Annotated in this window: 18 protein-coding genes; 10 read left to right on the top strand and 8 right to left on the bottom strand. The window is 66.7% G+C overall.

The annotated features are described in order from the left end of the window. The first annotated feature begins 28 nt into the window (after nt 1–28). Nucleotides 29–946 (top strand): LysR substrate-binding domain-containing protein, encoded by a 918-nt coding sequence (locus tag EYF70_RS26090; protein WP_131147986.1) that lies wholly within the window; start codon nt 29–31, stop codon nt 944–946. On the opposite strand, the gene EYF70_RS26085 is transcribed toward EYF70_RS26090, so the two are convergent. Genes EYF70_RS26085 through EYF70_RS26065 form a run of 5 tightly spaced genes read right to left on the bottom strand, consistent with a single transcriptional unit; the run spans nt 922 to nt 6,820 of the window. Beyond that, nucleotides 922–1,578 carry a DUF6928 family protein gene (locus EYF70_RS26085; protein WP_131147985.1) on the bottom strand — a complete coding sequence of 219 codons (657 nt, stop codon included), beginning with the start codon at nt 1,576–1,578 and terminating at the stop codon, nt 922–924. The two genes, EYF70_RS26090 and EYF70_RS26085, sit on opposite strands and share 25 nt — an antisense overlap. Further along, entirely contained in the window at nt 1,575–1,856 is a 282-nt protein-coding gene (locus EYF70_RS26080; protein WP_131147984.1) for a formate dehydrogenase subunit delta, read from the bottom strand. The genes EYF70_RS26085 and EYF70_RS26080 overlap by 4 nt, the downstream gene beginning before the upstream one ends. Then, nucleotides 1,853–4,738: a formate dehydrogenase subunit alpha gene (gene fdhF / locus EYF70_RS26075; RefSeq protein WP_131147983.1), complete on the bottom strand. Its 2,886-nt coding sequence runs from the start codon at nt 4,736–4,738 to the stop codon at nt 1,853–1,855. Before fdhF ends, EYF70_RS26080 begins: the two co-directional genes overlap by 4 nt. Nucleotides 4,739–4,748: 10 nt before the next feature. Next, a complete protein-coding gene (locus EYF70_RS26070) occupies nt 4,749–6,299 on the bottom strand; it encodes a formate dehydrogenase beta subunit (RefSeq protein ID WP_131147982.1) in 1,551 nt (516 codons plus the stop codon). Continuing rightward, a complete protein-coding gene (locus EYF70_RS26065) occupies nt 6,296–6,820 on the bottom strand; it encodes a formate dehydrogenase subunit gamma (protein WP_131147981.1) in 525 nt (174 codons plus the stop codon). Before EYF70_RS26065 ends, EYF70_RS26070 begins: the two co-directional genes overlap by 4 nt. Nucleotides 6,821–6,945: 125 nt before the next feature. Here EYF70_RS26065 and EYF70_RS26060 point away from each other — a divergent pair, with 125 nt between their 5' ends. From EYF70_RS26060 to EYF70_RS26050, 3 genes are all read left to right on the top strand, one after another. Next, on the top strand, nt 6,946–8,010 hold the full coding sequence (locus EYF70_RS26060) for a substrate-binding domain-containing protein (RefSeq protein ID WP_131147980.1): 1,065 nt from the start codon (nt 6,946–6,948) through the stop codon (nt 8,008–8,010). Between the two features lie 155 nt (nt 8,011–8,165). Further along, nucleotides 8,166–9,413, top strand: a complete 1,248-nt coding sequence (gene frc / locus EYF70_RS26055) for a formyl-CoA transferase (protein ID WP_131147979.1) — start codon at nt 8,166–8,168, stop codon at nt 9,411–9,413. A 15-nt stretch (nt 9,414–9,428) separates the two neighbouring features. Then, nucleotides 9,429–10,361 carry a histone deacetylase family protein gene (locus tag EYF70_RS26050; protein WP_131147978.1) on the top strand — a complete coding sequence of 311 codons (933 nt, stop codon included), beginning with the start codon at nt 9,429–9,431 and terminating at the stop codon, nt 10,359–10,361. A gap of 254 nt (nt 10,362–10,615) precedes the next feature. On the opposite strand, the gene EYF70_RS26045 is transcribed toward EYF70_RS26050, so the two are convergent. Next, the gene (locus EYF70_RS26045) at nt 10,616–11,542 is read right to left on the bottom strand and encodes a LysR family transcriptional regulator (protein WP_131147977.1); all 927 of its coding nucleotides are present in this window, start codon (nt 11,540–11,542) and stop codon (nt 10,616–10,618) included. Between the two features lie 158 nt (nt 11,543–11,700). Between EYF70_RS26045 and EYF70_RS26040 the strand changes: the two genes are divergently transcribed. The 4 genes from EYF70_RS26040 to EYF70_RS26025 all read left to right on the top strand — a co-directional run bounded on the left by EYF70_RS26040 (nt 11,701) and on the right by EYF70_RS26025 (nt 15,603). Further along, nucleotides 11,701–12,009, top strand: coding sequence for a hypothetical protein (locus tag EYF70_RS26040; protein WP_131147976.1), 309 nt, complete (start codon nt 11,701–11,703; stop codon nt 12,007–12,009). A gap of 334 nt (nt 12,010–12,343) precedes the next feature. Then, nucleotides 12,344–13,699: an oxalate/formate MFS antiporter gene (oxlT, locus tag EYF70_RS26035; RefSeq protein ID WP_131147975.1), complete on the top strand. Its 1,356-nt coding sequence runs from the start codon at nt 12,344–12,346 to the stop codon at nt 13,697–13,699. Nucleotides 13,700–13,802: 103 nt separating this feature from the next. After that, on the top strand, nt 13,803–14,570 hold the full coding sequence (locus EYF70_RS26030) for a fumarylacetoacetate hydrolase family protein (RefSeq protein ID WP_131147974.1): 768 nt from the start codon (nt 13,803–13,805) through the stop codon (nt 14,568–14,570). Nucleotides 14,571–14,586: 16 nt separating this feature from the next. After that, the gene (locus EYF70_RS26025; protein ID WP_131149355.1) at nt 14,587–15,603 is read left to right on the top strand and encodes a 2-dehydropantoate 2-reductase; all 1,017 of its coding nucleotides are present in this window, start codon (nt 14,587–14,589) and stop codon (nt 15,601–15,603) included. A gap of 68 nt (nt 15,604–15,671) precedes the next feature. Here the strand turns inward: EYF70_RS26025 and EYF70_RS31195 are convergent, their stop codons facing one another. Both EYF70_RS31195 and EYF70_RS26020 read right to left on the bottom strand, forming a co-directional pair. Continuing rightward, nucleotides 15,672–15,821: a hypothetical protein gene (locus EYF70_RS31195; RefSeq protein WP_165497791.1), complete on the bottom strand. Its 150-nt coding sequence runs from the start codon at nt 15,819–15,821 to the stop codon at nt 15,672–15,674. A gap of 235 nt (nt 15,822–16,056) precedes the next feature. Then, a complete protein-coding gene (locus tag EYF70_RS26020) occupies nt 16,057–16,665 on the bottom strand; it encodes a Crp/Fnr family transcriptional regulator (RefSeq protein ID WP_131147973.1) in 609 nt (202 codons plus the stop codon). A 158-nt stretch (nt 16,666–16,823) separates the two neighbouring features. Here EYF70_RS26020 and oxc point away from each other — a divergent pair, with 158 nt between their 5' ends. Beyond that, the gene (oxc, locus tag EYF70_RS26015) at nt 16,824–18,530 is read left to right on the top strand and encodes an oxalyl-CoA decarboxylase (protein WP_174800431.1); all 1,707 of its coding nucleotides are present in this window, start codon (nt 16,824–16,826) and stop codon (nt 18,528–18,530) included. A 95-nt stretch (nt 18,531–18,625) separates the two neighbouring features. Beyond that, nucleotides 18,626–19,876, top strand: coding sequence for a formyl-CoA transferase (gene frc / locus EYF70_RS26010; RefSeq protein ID WP_131147971.1), 1,251 nt, complete (start codon nt 18,626–18,628; stop codon nt 19,874–19,876). The last annotated feature ends 17 nt before the right edge of the window (nt 19,877–19,893 follow it).

The following is a 19,893-nucleotide window of genomic DNA, read 5'->3' as shown; positions in this document are numbered from 1 at the left end:
TTCCGCCTTACTATAGAAAATCTCTACCATGACGGTTCCGGTGAAAGCCCTGCTGGCATTCGATGCGGCGATGAAGCACAACAGCTTCGCGCTGGCAGCGGAGGAGCTGCACGTGACGCCCGGCGCCGTGGGGCAGCAGATCCAGAAGCTGGAGCAATGGCTCGGCGTGCCGCTGTTCGTCCGGTCGACGCGGCAGGTGCAGCCGACCGCCGAGGCCATCAACTACTGGAGTGCCGTCGCACCGGCGCTGGCGCGCATCCAGCATGTCAGCGACCAGTTGCGCCTGCAGCAGAGCAACGAGGTGTGGCTGTCGATGCCGCCGACCCTGGGGGCCAAGTGGTTCGCGCCGCGCATGGCGGCATTCCTGGCGCGGCATCCCGGCATCTCGCTGCATCTTTCCGCCACCACCGCGCTGGTCGACCTGGGGCGCGACCGGATCGACCTGGCGATCCGCCATTTCGACGGCAACGATCCGGCCCTGCACGCGGACCTGCTGTGGCACGACGAAGTTCACCTGTACTGCACGCCGGCCTATGCACGAAAGCTGCGCCTGAAAAATCCCGCGGACCTGGCGCGCGCAACGCTGCTGCACACCACGTTCCACCCGCACTGGATGGAATGGCTGCTGCGCTTCTCGCCGCTGAGCGCACGCGAGATCGACGCGATCCCCAGCCAGCACTTCGACCAGGGCATCCTCGCCATCGAGGCGGCGCGGCACGGCCAGGGAGCGGTACTGAGCAGCGCGGCCCTGACCGAGGTGGAAATGCGCGACGGCCTGCTGTGCGAGCCGTTCGCACATGCTCTGCCGCTGCCGAAGAGCTATTACGTCGTGCACCATCGGCAGGCGCCGCTGCGTCCCGCCGCCGTGGCGCTCAGGGACTGGCTGCTGGAAGCGGCCGGCCAGCAGGGCGGCGTTCCCCGTCAGGCTGCCGGGCGCCGGCGGTAATGACTCAGCGTGGGGCCGGTGCCGCCCAGCTGGTCGATGCTGTCGCCGAACATCCGGGCGGAAGCCGCCAGCACCAGTGCTTCCCCGGCCGCCGGCCGTTCCAGCAAGGCGGGCGTGACATGCGCCAGCACCGGTATTTCCTCGGCCAGCGGCACGCCGTGGTCGGCAAACAGGCCGTCCTCGCCCGAGCCGGCAACGGTGCGGACGCGCCGGCTTTCCCGGTAAGTGCTGAAGCCCCACAGTTGCGCCACGCAGTGCAGCGCCATGGCCATCACTTCGCCACGGGGATAGAGCCCGAGCAGCGTCTCCCGGAAACCGCCGCGCAGGCTGCCGTTCACGCGCGACCAGGCGTTGCCATGGATGAGCGCCCCCGCCAGGTCCGCATGGCAGACCAGCACGCCGCCGGAATAGGCGCCGACGAACATCGCGTCCTCGCCCGGATGCAGCGCGTGCCACAGCGAGACTTCGCCGGCGTGCTCGTAGCCGTCCGCCGCGAGTTCGCGCACGATGCCTGCCGCGCGGGCCGCGTCATTCCCGGCGGGAGTCCCGAAGCTGCCTGGCTGGTCGGTCGCGCACACGATGGACAGTTCCCAGCGCATCGCGGCCGCCTCGCGCGCCATCTCCGCGTTCATCCCGCGTCGCCGCCGGTATCGGCATCTTCCGGCACCGACGTGTTCACGGCCGGCGCCTCCTGCCCGGCGCGGTGTGCCGCCATGGCATCCAGCACGATGGCATCGAGGCCTTCGCCCCGCGCGGTATCCATGTGCAGGTAGAGCCGGTTGCGCATGCGCGGCGCCCAGTAGCGCTGGATGTGCTGGGCGATGCCCGTCCGCGCCTCCTCCAGGTCGGGGAAAGAGGCATAGAAGCTGCCGATCTGGTTGGCCATCGTGACCAGGTTGTCGATGTTCATCCGCGCACCTCCGCGAGCGGCTTGCCTGCCCCGTCAGCCCCCAGGCCGGAATCGGCCAGCTCCAGTTGCTCGGTATTGAAGCGCTGGTACTCGCGCTGCCATTCGGACGGCTGCTGTACCGGCATCACCTGCACGGCGGTGACCTTGTATTCCGGGCAGTTGGTGGCCCAGTCGGAGTTCTCCGTGGTGATCACGTTGGCGCCCGATTCCGGGAAGTGGAAGGTGGTGTAGACCACGCCCGGCTGCATGCGCTCGGTGACCAGGGCGCGCAGCACGGTCTCCCCGGCGCGGCTCTGGATGCCCACCCAGTCGTCGTTCTTGATGCCGCGTTCCTGCGCATCGTGCGGGTGGATCTCGAGCCGGTCCTCGTCATGCCAGCGCACGTTTTCCGTGCGCCGCGTCTGGGCGCCCACGTTGTACTGCGACAGGATGCGGCCGGTGGTCAGGATCAGCGGATAGCGGCGCGTGACCTTCTCGCTGGTCGCCACATACTGTGTGATGATGAAACGGCCCTTGCCGCGCACGAAGGTATCGACGTGCATGGTCGGCGTGCCTTCCGGGGCCGCATCGTTGCAGGGCCACTGGATGCTGCCCAGCTCATCGAGCCGGCGGTAGCTGACGCCCGTGAAGGTGGGCGTGAGCTGCGCGATCTCGTCCATGATTTCCGATGGATGGCGGTAGTTCATCGGATAGCCCAGCCGGTTCGACAGCGCCATTGTCGCTTCCCAGTCGGCCAGGCCGGCGCGCGGCGGCATCACCTTGCGCACGCGGGAGATGCGCCGCTCGGCATTGGTGAACGTGCCATCCTTTTCCAGGAATGACGAGCCGGGCAGCAGCACATGCGCGTACTTGGCCGTCTCGTTCAGGAAGATGTCCTGCACCACGATGCACTCCATCGCCGACAGCGCCGCGGTCACGTGCTGCGTGTTCGGATCGGACTGCACGATATCCTCGCCCTGGCAATACAGGCCCAGGAAGCTGCCATCGAGCGCCGCCTCGAACATGTTCGGAATCCGCAGGCCGGGTTCGTCCTGCAGCGGCACGCCCCAGGCCTGCTCGAACAGGCCGCGCACGGTGCTGTCGGAAACGTGCCGGTAGCCGGGCAGCTCGTGCGGGAACGAACCGATGTCGCACGAGCCCTGCACATTGTTCTGGCCGCGCAGCGGATTCACGCCCACGCCTTCGCGCCCCACGTTGCCGGTCGCCATGGCCAGGTTGGCGATCGCCATCACGGCCGTCGACCCCTGCGCATGTTCCGTCACGCCCAGGCCATAGTAGATCGCCGCGTTGCCGCCGGTGGCATACAGCCTTGCCGCCGCGCGCACCTGCGCCGCCGGCACGCCGGTCACGCTTTCCATCTCCTCCGGCGAATTGGCCGGCTGCGCCACGAAGTCGCGCCACTGCAGGAAGGCGCGGTCCTCGCAGCGTTCGGTAATGAACTCCTCGGCAAGAAGACCTTCGGCGACGATGACGTGCGCCAGCGACGACAGCAGCGCCACGTTGGTGCCGGGCCGCAGCTGCAGGTGGTAATCGGCGCGCACATGCGGCGACTTGATCAGGTCGATGCGGCGCGGATCGGCGACGATCAGGCGCGCGCCCTGGCGCAGCCGCTTCTTCATCCGCGAGCCGAACACCGGGTGGCCGTCGGTCGGGTTGGCGCCGATCACCAGCACCACGTCGGTGTGCTCGATCGACTTGAAGCTCTGCGTGCCGGCCGATTCGCCCAGCGTCTGCTTCAGGCCGTAGCCGGTCGGCGAATGGCACACCCTTGCGCATGTATCCACGTTGTTGTTGCCGAAGGCCGCGCGCACCAGCTTCTGCACCAGGTAGCCTTCCTCGTTGGTGCAGCGCGACGACACGATGCCGCCGATCGCATCGCGGCCGTGCTTCGCCTGGATGCGGCGGAATTCCGATGCCGCGTAATCCAGTGCTTCGTCCCACGACACTTCGCGCCACGGATCGGTGATCTTCGCGCGGATCATCGGCTTGGTGATACGGTCCTTGTGCGTGGCATAGCCCCACGCGAAGCGGCCCTTCACGCAGGCGTGGCCTTCGTTGGCCTTGCCGTCCTTGGCCGGCACCATGCGCACCACCTCGTTGCCCTTCATCTCGGCGTTCAGCGAGCAACCCACGCCGCAATAGGCGCAAGTGGTGGTGATGCTGTGCTCCGCCTGGCCCAGCCAGATCACCGATTTCTCCGTCAGCGTCGCCGTCGGGCAGGCTTCCACGCAGGCACCGCACGACACGCATTCCGATTCCATGAACGGTTCGTTCTGTCCGGCCGAAACGCGCGAGTCGAAGCCGCGGCCGGAGATCGTCAGCGCGAACGTGCCCTGGGTTTCCTCGCACGCCCGCACGCAGCGGTTGCAGACGATGCACTTCGACGAGTCGAACGTGAAGTAGGGGTTCGATTCGTCCTTCTTCAGCTTGAGGTGGTTGTCGCCATCGTAGCCGTAGCGCACCTCGCGCAGGCCGGTCACGCCGGCCATGTCCTGCAGCTCGCAGGCGCCGTTGGCGGGGCAGGTCAGGCAGTCGAGCGGGTGGTCGGAGATGTACAGCTCCATCACGCCCTTGCGCAGCTGCTGCAATTTGGCCGACTGCGTGCGCACCACCATGCCTTCCTCGGCCGGCGTGGTGCAGGAAGCCGGATAGCCGCGGCGGCCGTCGATCTCGACGAGGCACAGCCGGCACGAGCCGAACGGTTCCAGGCTGTCGGTGGCGCACAGCTTGGGAATGTTGATGTTGCCCAGTGCGGCGGCGCGCATCACCGAGGTGCCCGCCGGGACGGTCACGCGCTCGCCATCGATCTGCAGCGTGACGTAGTCGGTGAACACGGCGGGCGGCGGCGTGCCCAGGTCGCGGGCCAGGATGGTTTCGATCATCGTGTTCTCCTCAGGCGGCGTGCCGGGACGTATCCGGCTGGCCGAAGTCTTGCGGGAAGTGGTTCAGTGCCGACAGCACCGGATAGGGCGTCATGCCGCCCATCGCGCACAGCGAGCCGTTCAGCATCGTGTCGCACAGGTCGCGCAACAGATGAATTTGCTGGACAGGCTGGGCGCCGGTGCGGATCTTGTCGATCACCTCCACGCCGCGCGTGGAACCGATGCGGCAGGGCGTGCACTTGCCGCACGATTCGATGGCGCAGAATTCCATCGCGTAGCGCGCCAGCTTCGCCATGTCGGCGCGGTCGTCGTGCACCACGATGCCGCCGTGCCCCAGCACCGCCCACAGCGCGGCGAACGCTTCGTAGTCGAGCGGCGTATCCCATTGCGATTCCGGCAGGTAGGCGCCGAGCGGGCCGCCCACCTGCACCGCCTTGATGGGGCGTCCCGAAGCACTGCCGCCGCCATAGCCGTACAGGATCTCGCGCAGCGTCACGCCGAAGGCCAGCTCGATGAGGCCGCCCTGTTTGATGTTGCCGGCCAGTTGCACCGGCAGCGTGCCGCGCGAGCGGCCCATGCCGTAGTCCTGGTAGTACGCGGCGCCCTTGTCGAGGATGACGGGCACGGTGGCCAGCGACAGCACGTTGTTGATGACGGTGGGTTTGCCGAACAGGCCGGCCAGTGCCGGCAGCGGCGGCTTGGCGCGCACGATGCCGCGCTTGCCCTCCACGCTTTCCAGCAGCGCGGTTTCCTCGCCGCAGATGTAGGCGCCGGCGCCCTTGCGCACTTCCAGCTCGAACGCGCGGCCGGAGCCCAGCACGTCCGCACCGAGGTAGCCGTGGTGGCGCGCGACGGCGATGGCGCCCTCCAGCCGGGCGATCGCATGCGGGTACTCGCTGCGCACGTAGATGTAGCCGCGCGTGGCGCCGACGGCGATGCCGGCGATGGTCATGCCTTCGACCAGCACGAACGGATCGCTTTCCATGATGATGCGGTCGGCGAAGGTGCCGGAATCGCCTTCGTCGGCATTGCAGACGATGTATTTTTCCGTGCCCGGCGCCTTCAGCACCGTGTTCCACTTGATCCCGGTGGGGAAGGCGGCGCCGCCGCGGCCGCGCAGGCCGGAGGCGGTCACGGTGGCCACGATCTCCGCCGGCGCCAGTGCCAGGGCATTGCGCAGGCCGCGGTAACCGTCGTGCGCAAGGTAGTCGGCCAGCGAGCGCGGCTCGGTGATGCCGATGCGGGCGAAGGTCAGCCGCTGCTGGCGCGCCAGGTAAGGAATCTCCTCGACCAGCCCGAGCGCGAGCGGGTGGCCGGATGCCCAGCCGGCATCGAACAGGCCGGGGACGTCCGCCGCATCGACAGGGCCGAAGCCGGTGCGGCCTTGCGGCGTCTCCACCTCGACCAGCGTTTCAAGCCACAGCAGGCCGCGGGTGCCATTGCGCACCACGGCGATGTCGAGCCCGCGCCGCGCCGCTTCGGCCGCGATCAGGGCCGCCACTTCGTCCGCGCCCACCGCCAGCGCGGCCGAATCGCAGGGCACGTAGATGCGCGTGGTCATACGGCCTCCCGCGGCATGGCGGCTGCCATTAGCGCATCGAAGCGTGCCGGGCTTACCCGGGCGAACACGGCTTCGTTGATCGTCAGCGCCGGCGCGCTGGCACACTGGCCCAGGCAGTACACCGGTTCCAGCCCGAAGGCGCCGTCGGCGCTGCGGCCATGCAGGCCGCAGCCCAGCGTGCGCTCGGCATGCTCCAGCAAGCTGTCGCTGCCCATGCTCTGGCAGGCTTCGGCGCGGCAGACCTGCACCACGCAGCGGGGCGGCGGCTCGGTGCGGAAGTAGTGATAGAACGTGATCACGCCGTGCACTTCGGCGCGCGACAGGTTGAAGTGCGCGGCGATGGCTGGCACGCGGTCCGGCGGGATGTAGCCGGCACTGTCCTGCAGCCCGTGCAGCATTGGCAGCAGCTGGTCTTGCCGGTCGCCGAGGCGGGCGAACAGCTCGGCGAGGATGTCATCGACGGCGGCCTGGGTGGCCTGGACGGAAGGGGTATCGACGGCGGGGTTGGCAACTGCGGGCATGGCGTCTCCTGGTGTGGCCGCTTATGCTCTGGTTTGCATATGCGGCCCGTGTTTATTGGTCTATTTATCGTGTAAATTCAGGCTAGCACCCTCCGAAAACACTATCAATAGGAAGGATTTTGCATATGCTCACCGTGGAAATCCGGCCCGACTGGTTCCTGCGCGATGCCCACGGCAGTGCCACCGCGCTGCCTGCGCTGCTGGCGCTGCTGGGCGCCGTCAGCGAGACGGGCAGCATCAGCAAGGCCGCCACCCAGGGCGGCATGTCCTACCGCCACGCCTGGGGGCTGCTGCAGCAGTTCAGCGAACGCTTCGGCGCGGCCCTCGTGCACAAGGTGCGCGGGCAGGGCACGGTGCTGACGCCGCTGGCGGAAAAGCTGATCTGGGCCGACCGCCGCATCGGCGCGCGCCTCACGCCGCTGCTCGACAGCCTGGCGTCGGAGCTGCAGCAGGAGCTCGCCCGGGTGCTGGCCGCCGACACGCGCGGCGTACGTCTGACCGCATCGCACGGCTTCGCCGTGGCAGCGCTCGTGGCGCAGTTGCGCGAAGGGGGCGGCGCGGTGGACATCAGCTACCGCAGCAGCACCGAGGCGGTGGCGGCGCTGGCGCGCGGCGAATGCGACCTGGCCGGGTTCCACCTGCCGCTCGGGAAGTTCGAGGGCGCGGCGGCGGCAAATTACCGGCCGTGGCTGAACAACGGGCGCCACGCCTTCCTGCACCTGGCCTTCCGCGAGCTGGGCCTGTTCGTCGCGCCCGGCAATCCGAAGGGCGTTACCGGCCTGGCCGACCTGGCCCGGCCCGACCTGCGCTTCGTCAACCGCCAGCACGGCTCGGGCACCCGCGTGCTGCTGGAACTGCTGCTGGCCGACCGCGGCATCGACCCGGGCGCCATCCCGGGGCACGACAGCGCCGAATTCACGCACGCGGCGGTGGCGGCCTACGTGGCGAGCGGCATGGCGGACATCAGCTTTGGCGTGGAAACGGCGGCGCGGCGCTTCGGCCTGGGCTTCATCCCCGTGTGCCGCGAGCGCTACTTCCTCGCCTGCGACCGGGCGGCCCTGGCCCAGCCGTTGCTGGCCGGCGTGGCAGCGGCCATGGCACACGAGCGCTTCCGCGCCGCGCTGGCCGACCTGCCGGGCTACGACGGCACGCTGGCCGGCACCGAGGACGACCTGTCCACGCTGTTTTGATAATTTGCCAAACTTAACCGCGGTCAAGGATCGTTCGGGCGCCAGCCCGCTAAGATGGGTTGCGTCTGATGCCGGACAAAAGCTTGTCCAGGCTCATCAGGCAGCGCAGAATACAAAAAAAATAACACCATCCCAGGCACCCCGAGGAGACCGGCATGAGCAAGGCACTGGAAGGCATACGCATTCTCGACTTCACCCATGTCCAGTCCGGACCCACCTGCACCCAGCTGCTGGCCTGGTTCGGTGCCGACGTCATCAAGATCGAGCGGGCCGGCGAGGGCGATGCCACCCGCGCCCAGCTGCGCGACATTCCCGACGTCGACAGCCTGTATTTCACGATGCTGAACCATAACAAGCGCTCGATGACGCTCGATACCAAGCGGCCGGCCGGCAAGGCGGTGCTGGAAACGCTGATCCGCGATTGCGACGTGCTGGTGGAGAACTTCGCGCCCGGCGCGATGGACCGCATGGGCTTTTCCTGGGAGCGCATCAGCGAACTCAATCCGCGCATGATCGTGGCCTCCGTGAAGGGCTTCGGGCCGGGGCCCTACGAGCAGTGCAAGGTGTACGAGAACGTGGCGCAATGCGCCGGCGGCTCGGCCGCCACCACGGGCTTCGACGACGGGCCGCCCGTCGTCACCGGGGCCCAGATCGGCGACAGCGGCAGCGGCCTGCACCTCGCGCTGGGCATCGTCACGGCGCTGTTCCAGCGCACCGCCACGGGGCGCGGCCAGCGCGTGCAGATCGCCATGCAGGATGCGGTGCTGAACCTGTGCCGCGTGAAGCTGCGCGACCAGCAGCGCCTGGAACGCACCGGCGTGATGGAAGAGTATCCCCAGTATGCCAACGGCCGCTTCGGCGAATCGGTGCCGCGCGCCGGCAATGCCTCCGGCGGCGGCCAGCCCGGCTGGATCCTCAAGTGCAAGGGCTGGGAAACCGATCCGAACGCCTACATCTATTTCATCGCCCAGGCGGCCGTGTGGCCGGCGATCTGCCGCGTGATCGGCCGCGAGGGATGGATCGACGATCCGGCCTATGCCACGCCGCGCGCCCGGCTGCCGCACCTGATGCAGATCTTCGCCACCGTCGAGGAATGGACCAAGACACTGACCAAGTTCGAGGTGATGGAGATCCTGAACCGCGACGACATCCCGTGCGGGCCGATCCTGTCGATGAAGGAACTGGCCGAAGAACCGTCATTGCGCGCCACCGGCACCATCGTCGAGGTCGACCATCCGGAACGCGGACCCTATCTCACCGTCGGCAATCCGATCAAGCTGTCCGACAGCCCGACCACGGTGCGGCGCTCGCCGCTGCTCGGCGAGCACACGGGCGAAGTACTGTCGCAGCTCGGCTACAGCGACGAGCAGATCGCCGCGCTGCGCGCCGAACGCGTGATCTGAACGCGGGGGGACGCGATGCGCACGCTGGTGATGTTCCATCCCGATTGCCTGGAGCACCTGCCGGGGCCGGGCCACCCCGAGTCGCCGGAACGGCTGCACGTGGTGATGCGGGCGCTGTGGGAGCCGGAATTCGCCGGACTGGCATGGCGCGAGGCGCCGCGCGGCAGCCGCGAACAGCTGCTGCTGGTGCATGACGCGGACTATGTCGATACCGTGGCCGCGATGGCGCCCCTCCAGGGCAAGGCGGTTCTCGACGGCGGCGACACGGTGATGTCGCGCGGCTCGTGGGATGCCGTGATGTGCTGCGTGGGCGCCGCCTGTGCCGGCGTCGATGCCGTGCTGGCGGGGGAGGCGGACAACGTGTTCTGCGCCACCCGCCCGTGCGGCCACCATGCGGAACCGGATCGGGCGATGGGCTTCTGCATCTTCAACCAGGTGGCCATCGCGGCCCGGCATGCATTGCATGCGCACGGCCTGGCGCGGGTGGCCGTGATCGATTTCGATGTCCATCACGGCAACGGCACGCAGGCCGCCTTCCACGCCGAGCCGCGCCTGTTCTTCGGCTCCAGCCACCAGTCGCCGCTGTATCCCGGCACCGGCGCGGCCAGCGAGCACGGCGGCAGCAACAATATCGTCAACGTGCCGCTGCCGCCGGGCTGCGGCTCGCAGGCGTTCCGCAACAGCGTGGCGATGCGGCTGCTGCCGGCGCTGCGCGCGTTCGCGCCCGAGCTGATCCTGGTTTCCGCCGGATTCGATGCGCACCGGCTCGATCCGCTCGCCCAGATGGAGCTGGACGACGAGGACTTCGGCTGGATCACCCGCGAAGTGATGGCCATCGCGGCGGACGTGTGCGGCGGGCGCATCGTCTCCGTGCTGGAAGGCGGCTACAGCGGCACCGGGCTGGCCGGCGGCTGCGCCGCCCATGTGCGGGCGTTAATGGGAAGGTAGTGCCTGCGCGCCTGCGCGCCTGCGCGCCTGCCCGCCTGGTGCTGGACACCCGTTGTCGGGGTGTCGGACACCGGTGTTTTCGTGAATGCCGTCAAGGTAAGCCCACCCCAAGGGCAAATTCCGGGGTCAGACCCGCTGGGTCTGACCCCAGCCCTTCGCTGTTGGGGTGAACGCATGCGCTTTCAATGTGCCGGATGACGCTTAACTTAACGGGCTTGGTATCCTAGACACCAAGGCCGGCGCACCGGCAGCCGTCAGCCCGCCGTCGGTATCAGCCGCCCGATCCACTCGGCGCCATCGTCGAGCAGGAATTGCCGGAACGCGCTGGCCACCGGCGGCAGCCGTTTCTCGCGGCGGTGCACCACGTACCAGTTCAGCATCAGCGGAAAGCGCTCGACCGGCAGTACCACCAGGCTGCCCGCCGCCACTTCGCGGCCGATCGTGTGCGCCGACAGGAAGCCCAGGCCGATGCCGGCGATGACGGCCTGCTTGATCGTCTCCGTGCTCTTGATCTCCATCGCCACCTGCAGCTCGGCCAGCCGCGGCCCGAATGCATCCTCCATCGAATGCCAGGTATCGGAGCCCCGTTCGCGCACCACGAACGGGTGCCGCACCAGTTCGCGCAAGGCGATCGGTTCGCGGCCAACTTCCGCCAGCGGATGCTGCGGCGCGGCGACGATCACATAGGGGTGTGGCGCGAATGCATCGTTCTGCGTGTCGTGCGATGGCGGGCGCACCATCACGGCGAGATCGGTGCGGTTGGCCGCCAGCTGCCCGAGCAGCTCTTCGCGGTTGTGCACGGTCAGGTTCAGCTGCACGCCCGGATGGCGCCGCGCGAACGCCACCATCAGCTGGGGGAAGAAGTAGTCGCCGGCGCTGATCACGGCCACGTCCAGGCGGCCACCGGAAATGCCGCGGTGCTGGGCCATCGCCGCCTCGGCGTCCTCGAACTGCTGGATGATGGCGCGGCTGAACGGCAGCAGTTCGGCGCCCGCCTGGGTGAGAAAGGTCTTCTTGCCCAGCTGCTCGAACAGCGTGGCGCCCACGTGGCCTTCCAGCGTGCGGATCTGCGTCGACACGGCCGGCTGCGTCAGGTGCAGTTCCTCGGCGGCGCGGGAAAAGCTCAGGTGGCGCGCCACCGTCTCGAAGGTCTTCAGCTGGCGCAGTGTGGCATTCCGCATGGCGCTCCCGGTGTCGTGGCCACCCCATTCACGGCGATTGGGGATGTATTAAGGATCGCTGATGATTATCCCTAAAAACTTTAACTTTTGGTAATCATTCGACGGGCCTAGTATCGGTCAGGTCAGCACCACCCGCACAACAATCGACGGAGGAGACCATGACGATCACCGGCAGCGCCGCCACGGCGCAGCGAAATGCCTGGAACGCGGCCTTCCACGAACTGGGCTTGCCCTGGTTCTGGGATACCGGCTGCGAATTGCCCGACTGCGGCGCCGAACACGCCTGCGTACGCGACTACCTGGTCAGCCACCAGCCCCACCTGCTCACTGTCTACGACGCCGACTTCCTGGTGGCGGCGATCCTGGCCACCAAGGAGCGCTGCGAGGCGCAATGCCTGGCGGCCGGCGGCGACCTGGCCGTGGCGATGGACTGGCGCGAGCTGCGCCAGCCGCAGATCGGCATCTGAATCCTGGTTGCCGAAGCGTGCGCGATTACCACTACTCGAAACGATTTTTTGATTCTTAACCGCGGTCAAGGATATGCGAAAACCGTTCTTCCACAATCGTCCCATCTGTTGAACTTCAAATAAGGGATCGAGGCCACGCGGCACCAGCCGGAGGCCGCGGTCAACAAAAGGTTCCAGAGTCTTTCGGCAGGACCCAACAGGAGACAAGACCATGAGCAACCCACTGCACCGCAACATCGCCCGCCACCGCCTGCGAAGTTCCAGCTCCCCGCCAGGAGCGACGCCACGAACAGCGGTATCCGAACAGCGCTGAATAATAGATGGGAGACATTGCATGAAAACCGACGCACCGAAAGCAATCGAAAGGCCAGCATCGTTCCGCTGGATGCAACTGATCATGGGTATCGTCTGCATGGCCATGATCGCCAACCTGCAGTATGGCTGGACCCTGTTCGTCAATCCGCTCGCCGAGGCGCACGGCTGGACCAAGGCATCGATCCAGGTGGCCTTCACGATCTTCATCCTGACCGAAACCTGGCTGGTGCCGGTCGAGGGCTGGGCCGTGGACAAGTGGGGCCCCCGCCCCGTGGTGCTGTTCGGTGGCCTGCTGTGCGCCATCGGCTGGGTGATGAACTCGTATGCCGACACCCTGGCCGTGCTGTACATCGCCGCGGCGATCAGCGGCATCGGTGCCGGCGCCGTCTACGGCACCTGCGTGGGCCAGTCACTGAAATGGTTCCCGGACCGCCGCGGCCTGGCTGCGGGCCTGACCGCCGCCGGCTTCGGCGCCGGCTCGGCCGCCACCATCATCCCGATCTCGAACATGATCGCGGAGCGCGGCTACCAGGACACGTTCCTGTACTTCGGCATCGGCCAGGGCGCGATCGTGATCCTGCTGGCGCTGATGATGGTGCGTCCGCCCCACACGGCGAGCAAGGCCATCAAGAAGAAGATCAACCCGAACGTGCTGCAGACAACGGCCGACTTCAAGCCTTCGCAGATGGTGCGTACCCCGGTGTTCTGGGTGATGTACACGATGTTCGTGCTGGTCGCCGCCGGCGGCCTGATGGCCACCGCGCAAATGGGGCCGATCGCAACCGACTTCGAGATCGATGGCGTGAAGTTCAACATCATGGGCATGGTCCTGCCGGCACTGACCTTCGCCCTGGCGATCGACCGGGTGCTGAACGGGTTGACGCGGCCATTCTTCGGCTGGGTATCGGACCAGATCGGCCGGGAGAAGACGATGTTCATCGCCTTCGCGCTGGAATCGGTGGGCATCATCCTGCTGTACTACTTCGGCCGCGATCCGATCATGTTCGTCATCCTGACCGGCCTGGTGTTCTTTGCCTGGGGCGAGATCTACAGCCTGTTCCCCGCCACCACGGCCGACACGTTCGGTACCCGCAACGCCGCCGGCAATGCCGGGTTGATGTACACGGCGAAGGGCACGGCATCGATCTTCGTGCCGATCTCCAGCATCATCACGGCCATGACGGGCAGCTGGGAAGCCGTCTTCTTCGTCGGCTGCGGCATGAATGCGGTGGCTGCCATCATGGCCTGGTGGGTGCTGCGGCCGATGCGCAAGCGCTTCATCGAAGAGTCGTCCGGCACCGTCAGCGTGCAGGATGACGAGAAGCTGATGACCGGCAGCGCCGGCACCACGACCGCATCGCCGCTGCCGAACTGACCGGCAACCCCGCGGCAATGCCGCGGCATCCCCCCGGCAAGTCCGCATGCACCGCGCGTGCATGCGGACTGCCCACGCCCTACTGTTCCTGACGAGGCTCCCCATGATCCAGCACTGGATACGTTTCACGCATCTCGACACCTTGCGCTTCGGCACGCTCGAGGGCGACAAGATCCGCGTTTTCAAGGGCGACATGTTCGATGCGCCGCAGCGCACGGACATCGCCATCCACCTGGCCGAGGTGCAGCTGTGCACGCCCGTCGTGCCGGGCAAGGTGCTGGCGATGTGGAACAATTTCCATGCGCTGGGCAAGAAGCTGGGGCTGCCGCCGCCGGAAGAACCGTTGTACCTGATGAAGCCGCCCACCTCGTACCTGGCGCCGGGCGGCACGATCCGCAAGCCGCGCGGCGACGGCAAGGTAGCCTTCGAAGGCGAGCTGGCGATCGTGATCGGCCGCAGCTGCAGCGGCGTGTCCGTGGAGAACGCGCCCGACCATATCTTCGGCTACACCTGCGCCAACGACGTGACCGTGAGCGAGATCATCGGGCGCGATCCCACATTCCCGCAATGGGTGCGCGCCAAGGGCTTCGACACCTTCTGCCCGTTCGGCCCCGTCGTCGCCACCGGGCTCGATCCGGCGATGCTGGTGGTGCGCACCATCCTGAACGGCGAGGTGCGGCAGGACTATCCCGTCAACGACATGGTGTTCTCCGCGGCCGAGCTGGTCAGCCGCGTGTCGCAGGACATGACTTTGGAACCGGGCGACCTGCTGCTGTGCGGCACGTCGGTCGGCGTGGGCTCGATGCGTCCGGGCAGCACCGTCGTGGTGGAGATCGACGGCATCGGCAGGCTCACCAACCGTTTCGAGTAAACCCAGGGAGCAGATGATGAAGATCGCAGTGATCGGAGCGGGAGCAATCGGTGGACTGGTGGGGGCGCGGCTGGCGCTGGCGGGCGAGGATGTGACGTTCATCGTGCGCGGCGCGAACCTGGAAGCCCTGCGCAACCGGGGCATCAGGCTGATCGAGGCCGACGGGCAGGTGCGGATCGCCGCGCAGGTGCGCGCCACCGACGACTACGAGGCCGCGGGCCCGCAGGACGTGGTCATCGTGGCGCTGAAGGCGCACCAGGTGGCCGACGTCGCTGGCCGCATCGGTGCGCTGTTCGGCCCGGAGACCGTGGTGGTGACCATGCAGAACGGCATCCCGTTCTGGTACTTCCATCGCCACGGCGGCGAATTCGACGGGCGGCCGGTGCTCAGCGTCGATCCCGCCGGGCAGCTGGCGCAGGCCATCCCGCCGGCGCGCATCCTCGGCTGCGTGGTCTATCCGGCGGCGGAGCTGGTGTCGCCCGGCGTGATCCGCCACATCGAGGGCAGCCGGTTTCCGCTGGGCGAACTCGATGGCAGCACGAGCGAGCGGGCCGGCAGGGTTGGCGCCTGCTTCGAGCATGCGGGCCTGAAGGCACCGGTGCTGGAGAATATCCGCGCCGAGATCTGGCTGAAGCTGTGGGGCAACCTCAGCTTCAATCCGATCAGCGCGCTGGCGCATTCCACGCTGGTGGACATTTGCCAGCACCCGCTGGCGCGCGGCCTGGCCGCTAGCATGATGCGCGAGGCCGAAGCGGTGGCGGCCAAGCTGGGCATCGCCTTCCGCGTCACGCTGGACCGCCGTATCGAAGGCGCGGAAAAGATCGGCAAGCACAAGACGTCGATGCTGCAGGATGTCGAAGCAGGGCGGGGACCGGAGATCGACGCGCTGGTGGGCTCGGTGATCGAACTGGCGCGCATGACGGGCACGGCGACGCCGCACATCGATTCCGCGTACGCTCTGGTGAAGCTGCTGGAGCAGTCGATGGCCGAGGCGCGCGGCGGCGTGCGGCTGCACAAGGCGGTGGCGGCCTGACGGCGCCAGGCCCGGACGAAAAAAAACCGGGACAGCGCATCGTCCCGGTTTTCGTGACCCCTCGAGCCTTACAGGCCCCAGGTGTAGGCCGCTTCTTCGCGGTCCTGCTGCTGGTCGCTCAGCTTGTCGCGCCATTCCAGCTGGAAGAACTGGGCGATCAGGCCTGCGAGGGAGAAGTCGTTGTTCTGTTGCTTTGCGGTATCAGTGAGGCCGTTCATTTTGCTGCTCCTTGAATGGTTGAAAGCGTGTATGCCTTTGATTATAAAGGCGGTACACCCCCGGTCCAATTGACGGCAGCCATAACGGTCATTCAATGTGTGAATGACTGTCTATGAAAACGCGCTCAAAAATCAGGCAAATTTATTTAGTGAGTGTCGGTAGGAAACTGTTGTTTTCGTTCGCTGCCTGGGGTAACCGGACAGTGAGCCCAGGCATGGTTTCCGCGCTGCATGCCTAGATCTTGCCCTGGTGCTTCAGCCGGCTCAGCGTCTCGGGCGACAGGTTCAGGTAGTACGCCAGCTCCTTCTTCGGCAGCCGCTCGAACATGTCCGGAAACTTGCGCATGAAGCGGTGCACGCGGCCGGGCGCATCGAGCAGGTGCAGCGTGATCGTGTGGGCCATGATGCCGCTCATCAGGTTCATCACCTCGTACTCGAACGCCTGCTTCACCGTGCTGTGGCTCTGCAGGAAATCCACCCACTGCGACAGCGGCATGCTGGCCACCCGCGCCTTCGTCATGCACACGATGCTGTACGGCGTCGGCGTCTTCAGGCACCACGCGGCATAGCTGGTTTCGATGTCGCGCTCGGAGGAGAAGCGCAGGATCATTTCCTTCGCCTCGTGGTTAGTGACCAGCCGCTTGAGGATGCCGTCCAGGATGAAGTACTGCTGCATGTCGTACACGCCCTGGTTCAGGAGCAGGTCGCCCTTCTGGTGATTGGTCACCGTCAGGTATGGCTCCAGGGCGGCCATTTCGCTGTCGCGCATTTCCTTGAGAACGATGTTCTGTTTCAGCTGTGCGCGAATGATGTTGCGTTCGGGGTGATTTGCGATGAGCGTCATGTGCAACCGGCCAACATACACGAGATTGTCATCATGCGGTGAATCTTGACCGCGGTCAATGATTCAAATCAGAGCCGCTGGCTATGATGGTTCCAGGGCGAATCGGCTGGCCAGGTCGCCTGAACCGACGGGCACCCCGACAATAAATGGAGACAACCATGACCCACAATGTATCGGTAGAAGTCACCGACGGCTTCCACCTGGTGATCGATGCGCTGAAACACAACGACATCGATACGATCTTCGGCCTGGTCGGGATACCGATCACCGATCTCGCCCGCCTGGCGCAGGCCGAAGGCATGCGCTTCATCGGCTTCCGGCACGAGCAGAACGCGGGCAACGCGGCCGCCATCGCCGGCTACATGACGAAGAAGCCGGGCATCTGCCTGACCGTGTCGGCACCGGGCTTCCTGAACGGGCTGACCGCGTTGGCCAACGCCACCACCAACTGCTTCCCGATGATCCTGATCTCCGGTTCCAGCGAACGGGAAATCGTCGACCTGCAGCAGGGCGACTACGAGGAGATGGACCAGCTGAACGTGGCGCGCCCGCACTGCAAGGCAGCGTTCCGCGTGCTCAAGGCCGAAGACATCGGCATCGGCATCGCGCGGGCCATCCGCGCCGCCGTCTCCGGCCGCCCCGGCGGCGTGTACCTCGACCTGCCGGCGCAACTGCTGGCGCAGACGATCGAGGCCGGCCACGCCCAGCGCTCGCTGGTCAAGGTGATCGATGCCGCGCCACGGCAGCTGCCGGCGCCCGAGTCGGTGGAGCGCGCGCTGGCACTGCTGAAGGGCGCGAAGAAGCCGCTGATCCTGCTCGGCAAGGGGGCCGCCTATGCGCAGGCCGATGCCGACATTCGCGCCTTCGTCGAACGCACCGGCATTCCCTACCTGCCGATGTCGATGGCCAAGGGCCTGCTGCCCGACACGCATGCGCAGTCGGCGTCCGCGGCGCGCTCGTTCGTGCTGGCCGAGGCCGATGTGGTGGTGCTGGTCGGCGCGCGCCTGAACTGGCTGCTGGCGCACGGCAAGGGCAAGACCTGGGGCAAGCCGAAGCAGTTCGTGCAGATCGATATCGCGCCGACGGAAATGGACAGCAACGTGGCGATCGCCGCGCCGCTGGTCGGCGACATCGGTTCCTGCGTGGGCGCGCTGCTGGCGGGGCTCGATGGCGCCGGCATCGACAAGCCGGATGAAGAATGGCTCGGCGCGATCGCCCAGCGCAAGGAACAGAACACGGCGAAGATGGCCGCGCTGCTGGACAGGAACCCGGTACCGATGAATTTCCACAGCGCGCTGCGTTCGATCCGCGACGTGCTGAAGGAGTACCCGGACATCAACCTGGTCAACGAAGGCGCCAACACGCTCGACTTCGCGCGCAGCATCATCGACCAGTACCAGCCGCGCAAGCGTTTCGATTCGGGCACCTGGGGCATCATGGGCATCGGCATGGGCTTCGCGATCGGCGCGGCGGTCACCAGCGGCAAGCCGGTGGTGGCGGTGGAAGGCGACAGCGCCTTCGGCTTCTCCGGCATGGAGCTGGAGACGATCTGCCGCTACGAGCTGCCCGTCACCACCATCGTGTTCAACAACAACGGCGTGTACCGCGGTACGGACGTGAACCCGACCGGCGGCAAGGACGTGGCGCCCACCGTATTCGTCAAGAATGCCCGCTACGACAAGATGATCGAGGCGTTCGGCGGCATCGGCTACCACGCCACCACGCCGGAAGAACTGGCGCGGGCACTTTCGGAGGCGATCGCCGCCGGCAAGCCTGCGCTGATCAACGCCGTCATCGATGAAACGGCCGGCACCGAAAGCGGGCGCCTGACGAACCTGAATCCGCAAAGCGCCGCGAAAAAGTAAATCCACACCTGTGATTTTCCACGACGCCGGCATCACCAATGCCGGCGCGGGGCCCCGCTACGACTGAACAAAGACCTCAACAAGGAGACTGCACCATGAGCAAGCCACTGGAAGGCATCAAGATCATCGACTTCACCCACGTCCAGGCCGGCCCCGCCTGCACCCAGATGCTGGCCTGGTTCGGCGCCGACGTGATCAAGGTGGAGCGGCCGGGCGCGGGCGACGTTACCCGTTCGCAGCTGCGCGACATTCCCGGCGTCGATGCGCTGTACTTCACCATGTTGAACAGTAACAAGCGCTCGCTGACGCTCGACACCAAGACCGCCGAGGGCAAGGAGATCCTGACGAAGCTGATCAAGGAATCCGACGTGCTGGTGGAGAACTTCGGTCCCGGCGCGCTGGACCGGATGGGTTTCACATGGGAGCATATCCGCGAGCTGAACCCCGGCATGATCGTGGCGTCGGTGAAAGGCTTCAGCGACGGCCACCATTACGAGGACCTGAAGGTGTACGAGAACGTGGCGCAGTGCGCCGGCGGCGCGGCGTCCACCACCGGTTTCGACGACGGCCCGCCGACCGTCAGCGCCGCCGCGCTGGGCGACAGCAATACCGGCATGCACCTGGCCATCGGCATCCTGACGGCGCTGCGTTCGCGCGATGTCACGGGCCGCGGCCAGAAGGTGGCGGTATCGATGCAGGACAGCGTGCTGAACCTGTGCCGCGTGAAGCTGCGCGACCAGCAGCGCCTGGACCGCGTGGGCTACCTGGAAGAGTATCCGCAGTACCCGCACGGTACCTTCTCCGACGTGGTGCCGCGTGGCGGCAACGCCGGCGGCGGCGGCCAGCCGGGCTGGGTGCTGAAGTGCAAGGGCTGGGAAACCGATCCCAACGCGTATATCTACTTCACGATCCAGGGACACGCCTGGGCGCCGATCTGCCGCGCGATCGGCAAGGAAGAGTGGATCGACGATCCCGCCTACATGACGGCGCAGGCGCGCCAGGACAAGATCTTCGACATCTTCGGTACCATCGAGGAATGGCTGAAGGACAAGACCAAGTTCGAGGCGGTGGACGTGCTGCGCAAGTTCGACATTCCGTGCTCGCCGGTGCTGTCGATGAAGGAGCTGGCCAACGATCCGTCGCTGCGCGCCAGCGGCACCATCGCCGAGGTGGACCACAAGGAGCGCGGCAAGTACCTGACCGTGGGCAGCCCGATCAAGTTCTCGGACCTGAAGGTGGAGATCAAGGGCTCGCCACTGCTGGGTGAACATACCGACGAGATCCTCGAGTCGCTCGGCTACAGCCAGAATCAGATCGCGGCGCTCCACGAACAGCGCGTCGTCTGACCCCGGGTCGGATTTTC

It is taken from the genome of Pseudoduganella albidiflava (assembly GCF_004322755.1).
GTDB classification, from domain to species: domain Bacteria; phylum Pseudomonadota; class Gammaproteobacteria; order Burkholderiales; family Burkholderiaceae_D; genus Rugamonas; species Rugamonas albidiflava.
Note: the sequence above shows the minus strand (reverse complement) of the source record. Positions and strands in the feature narration are given on the sequence as shown.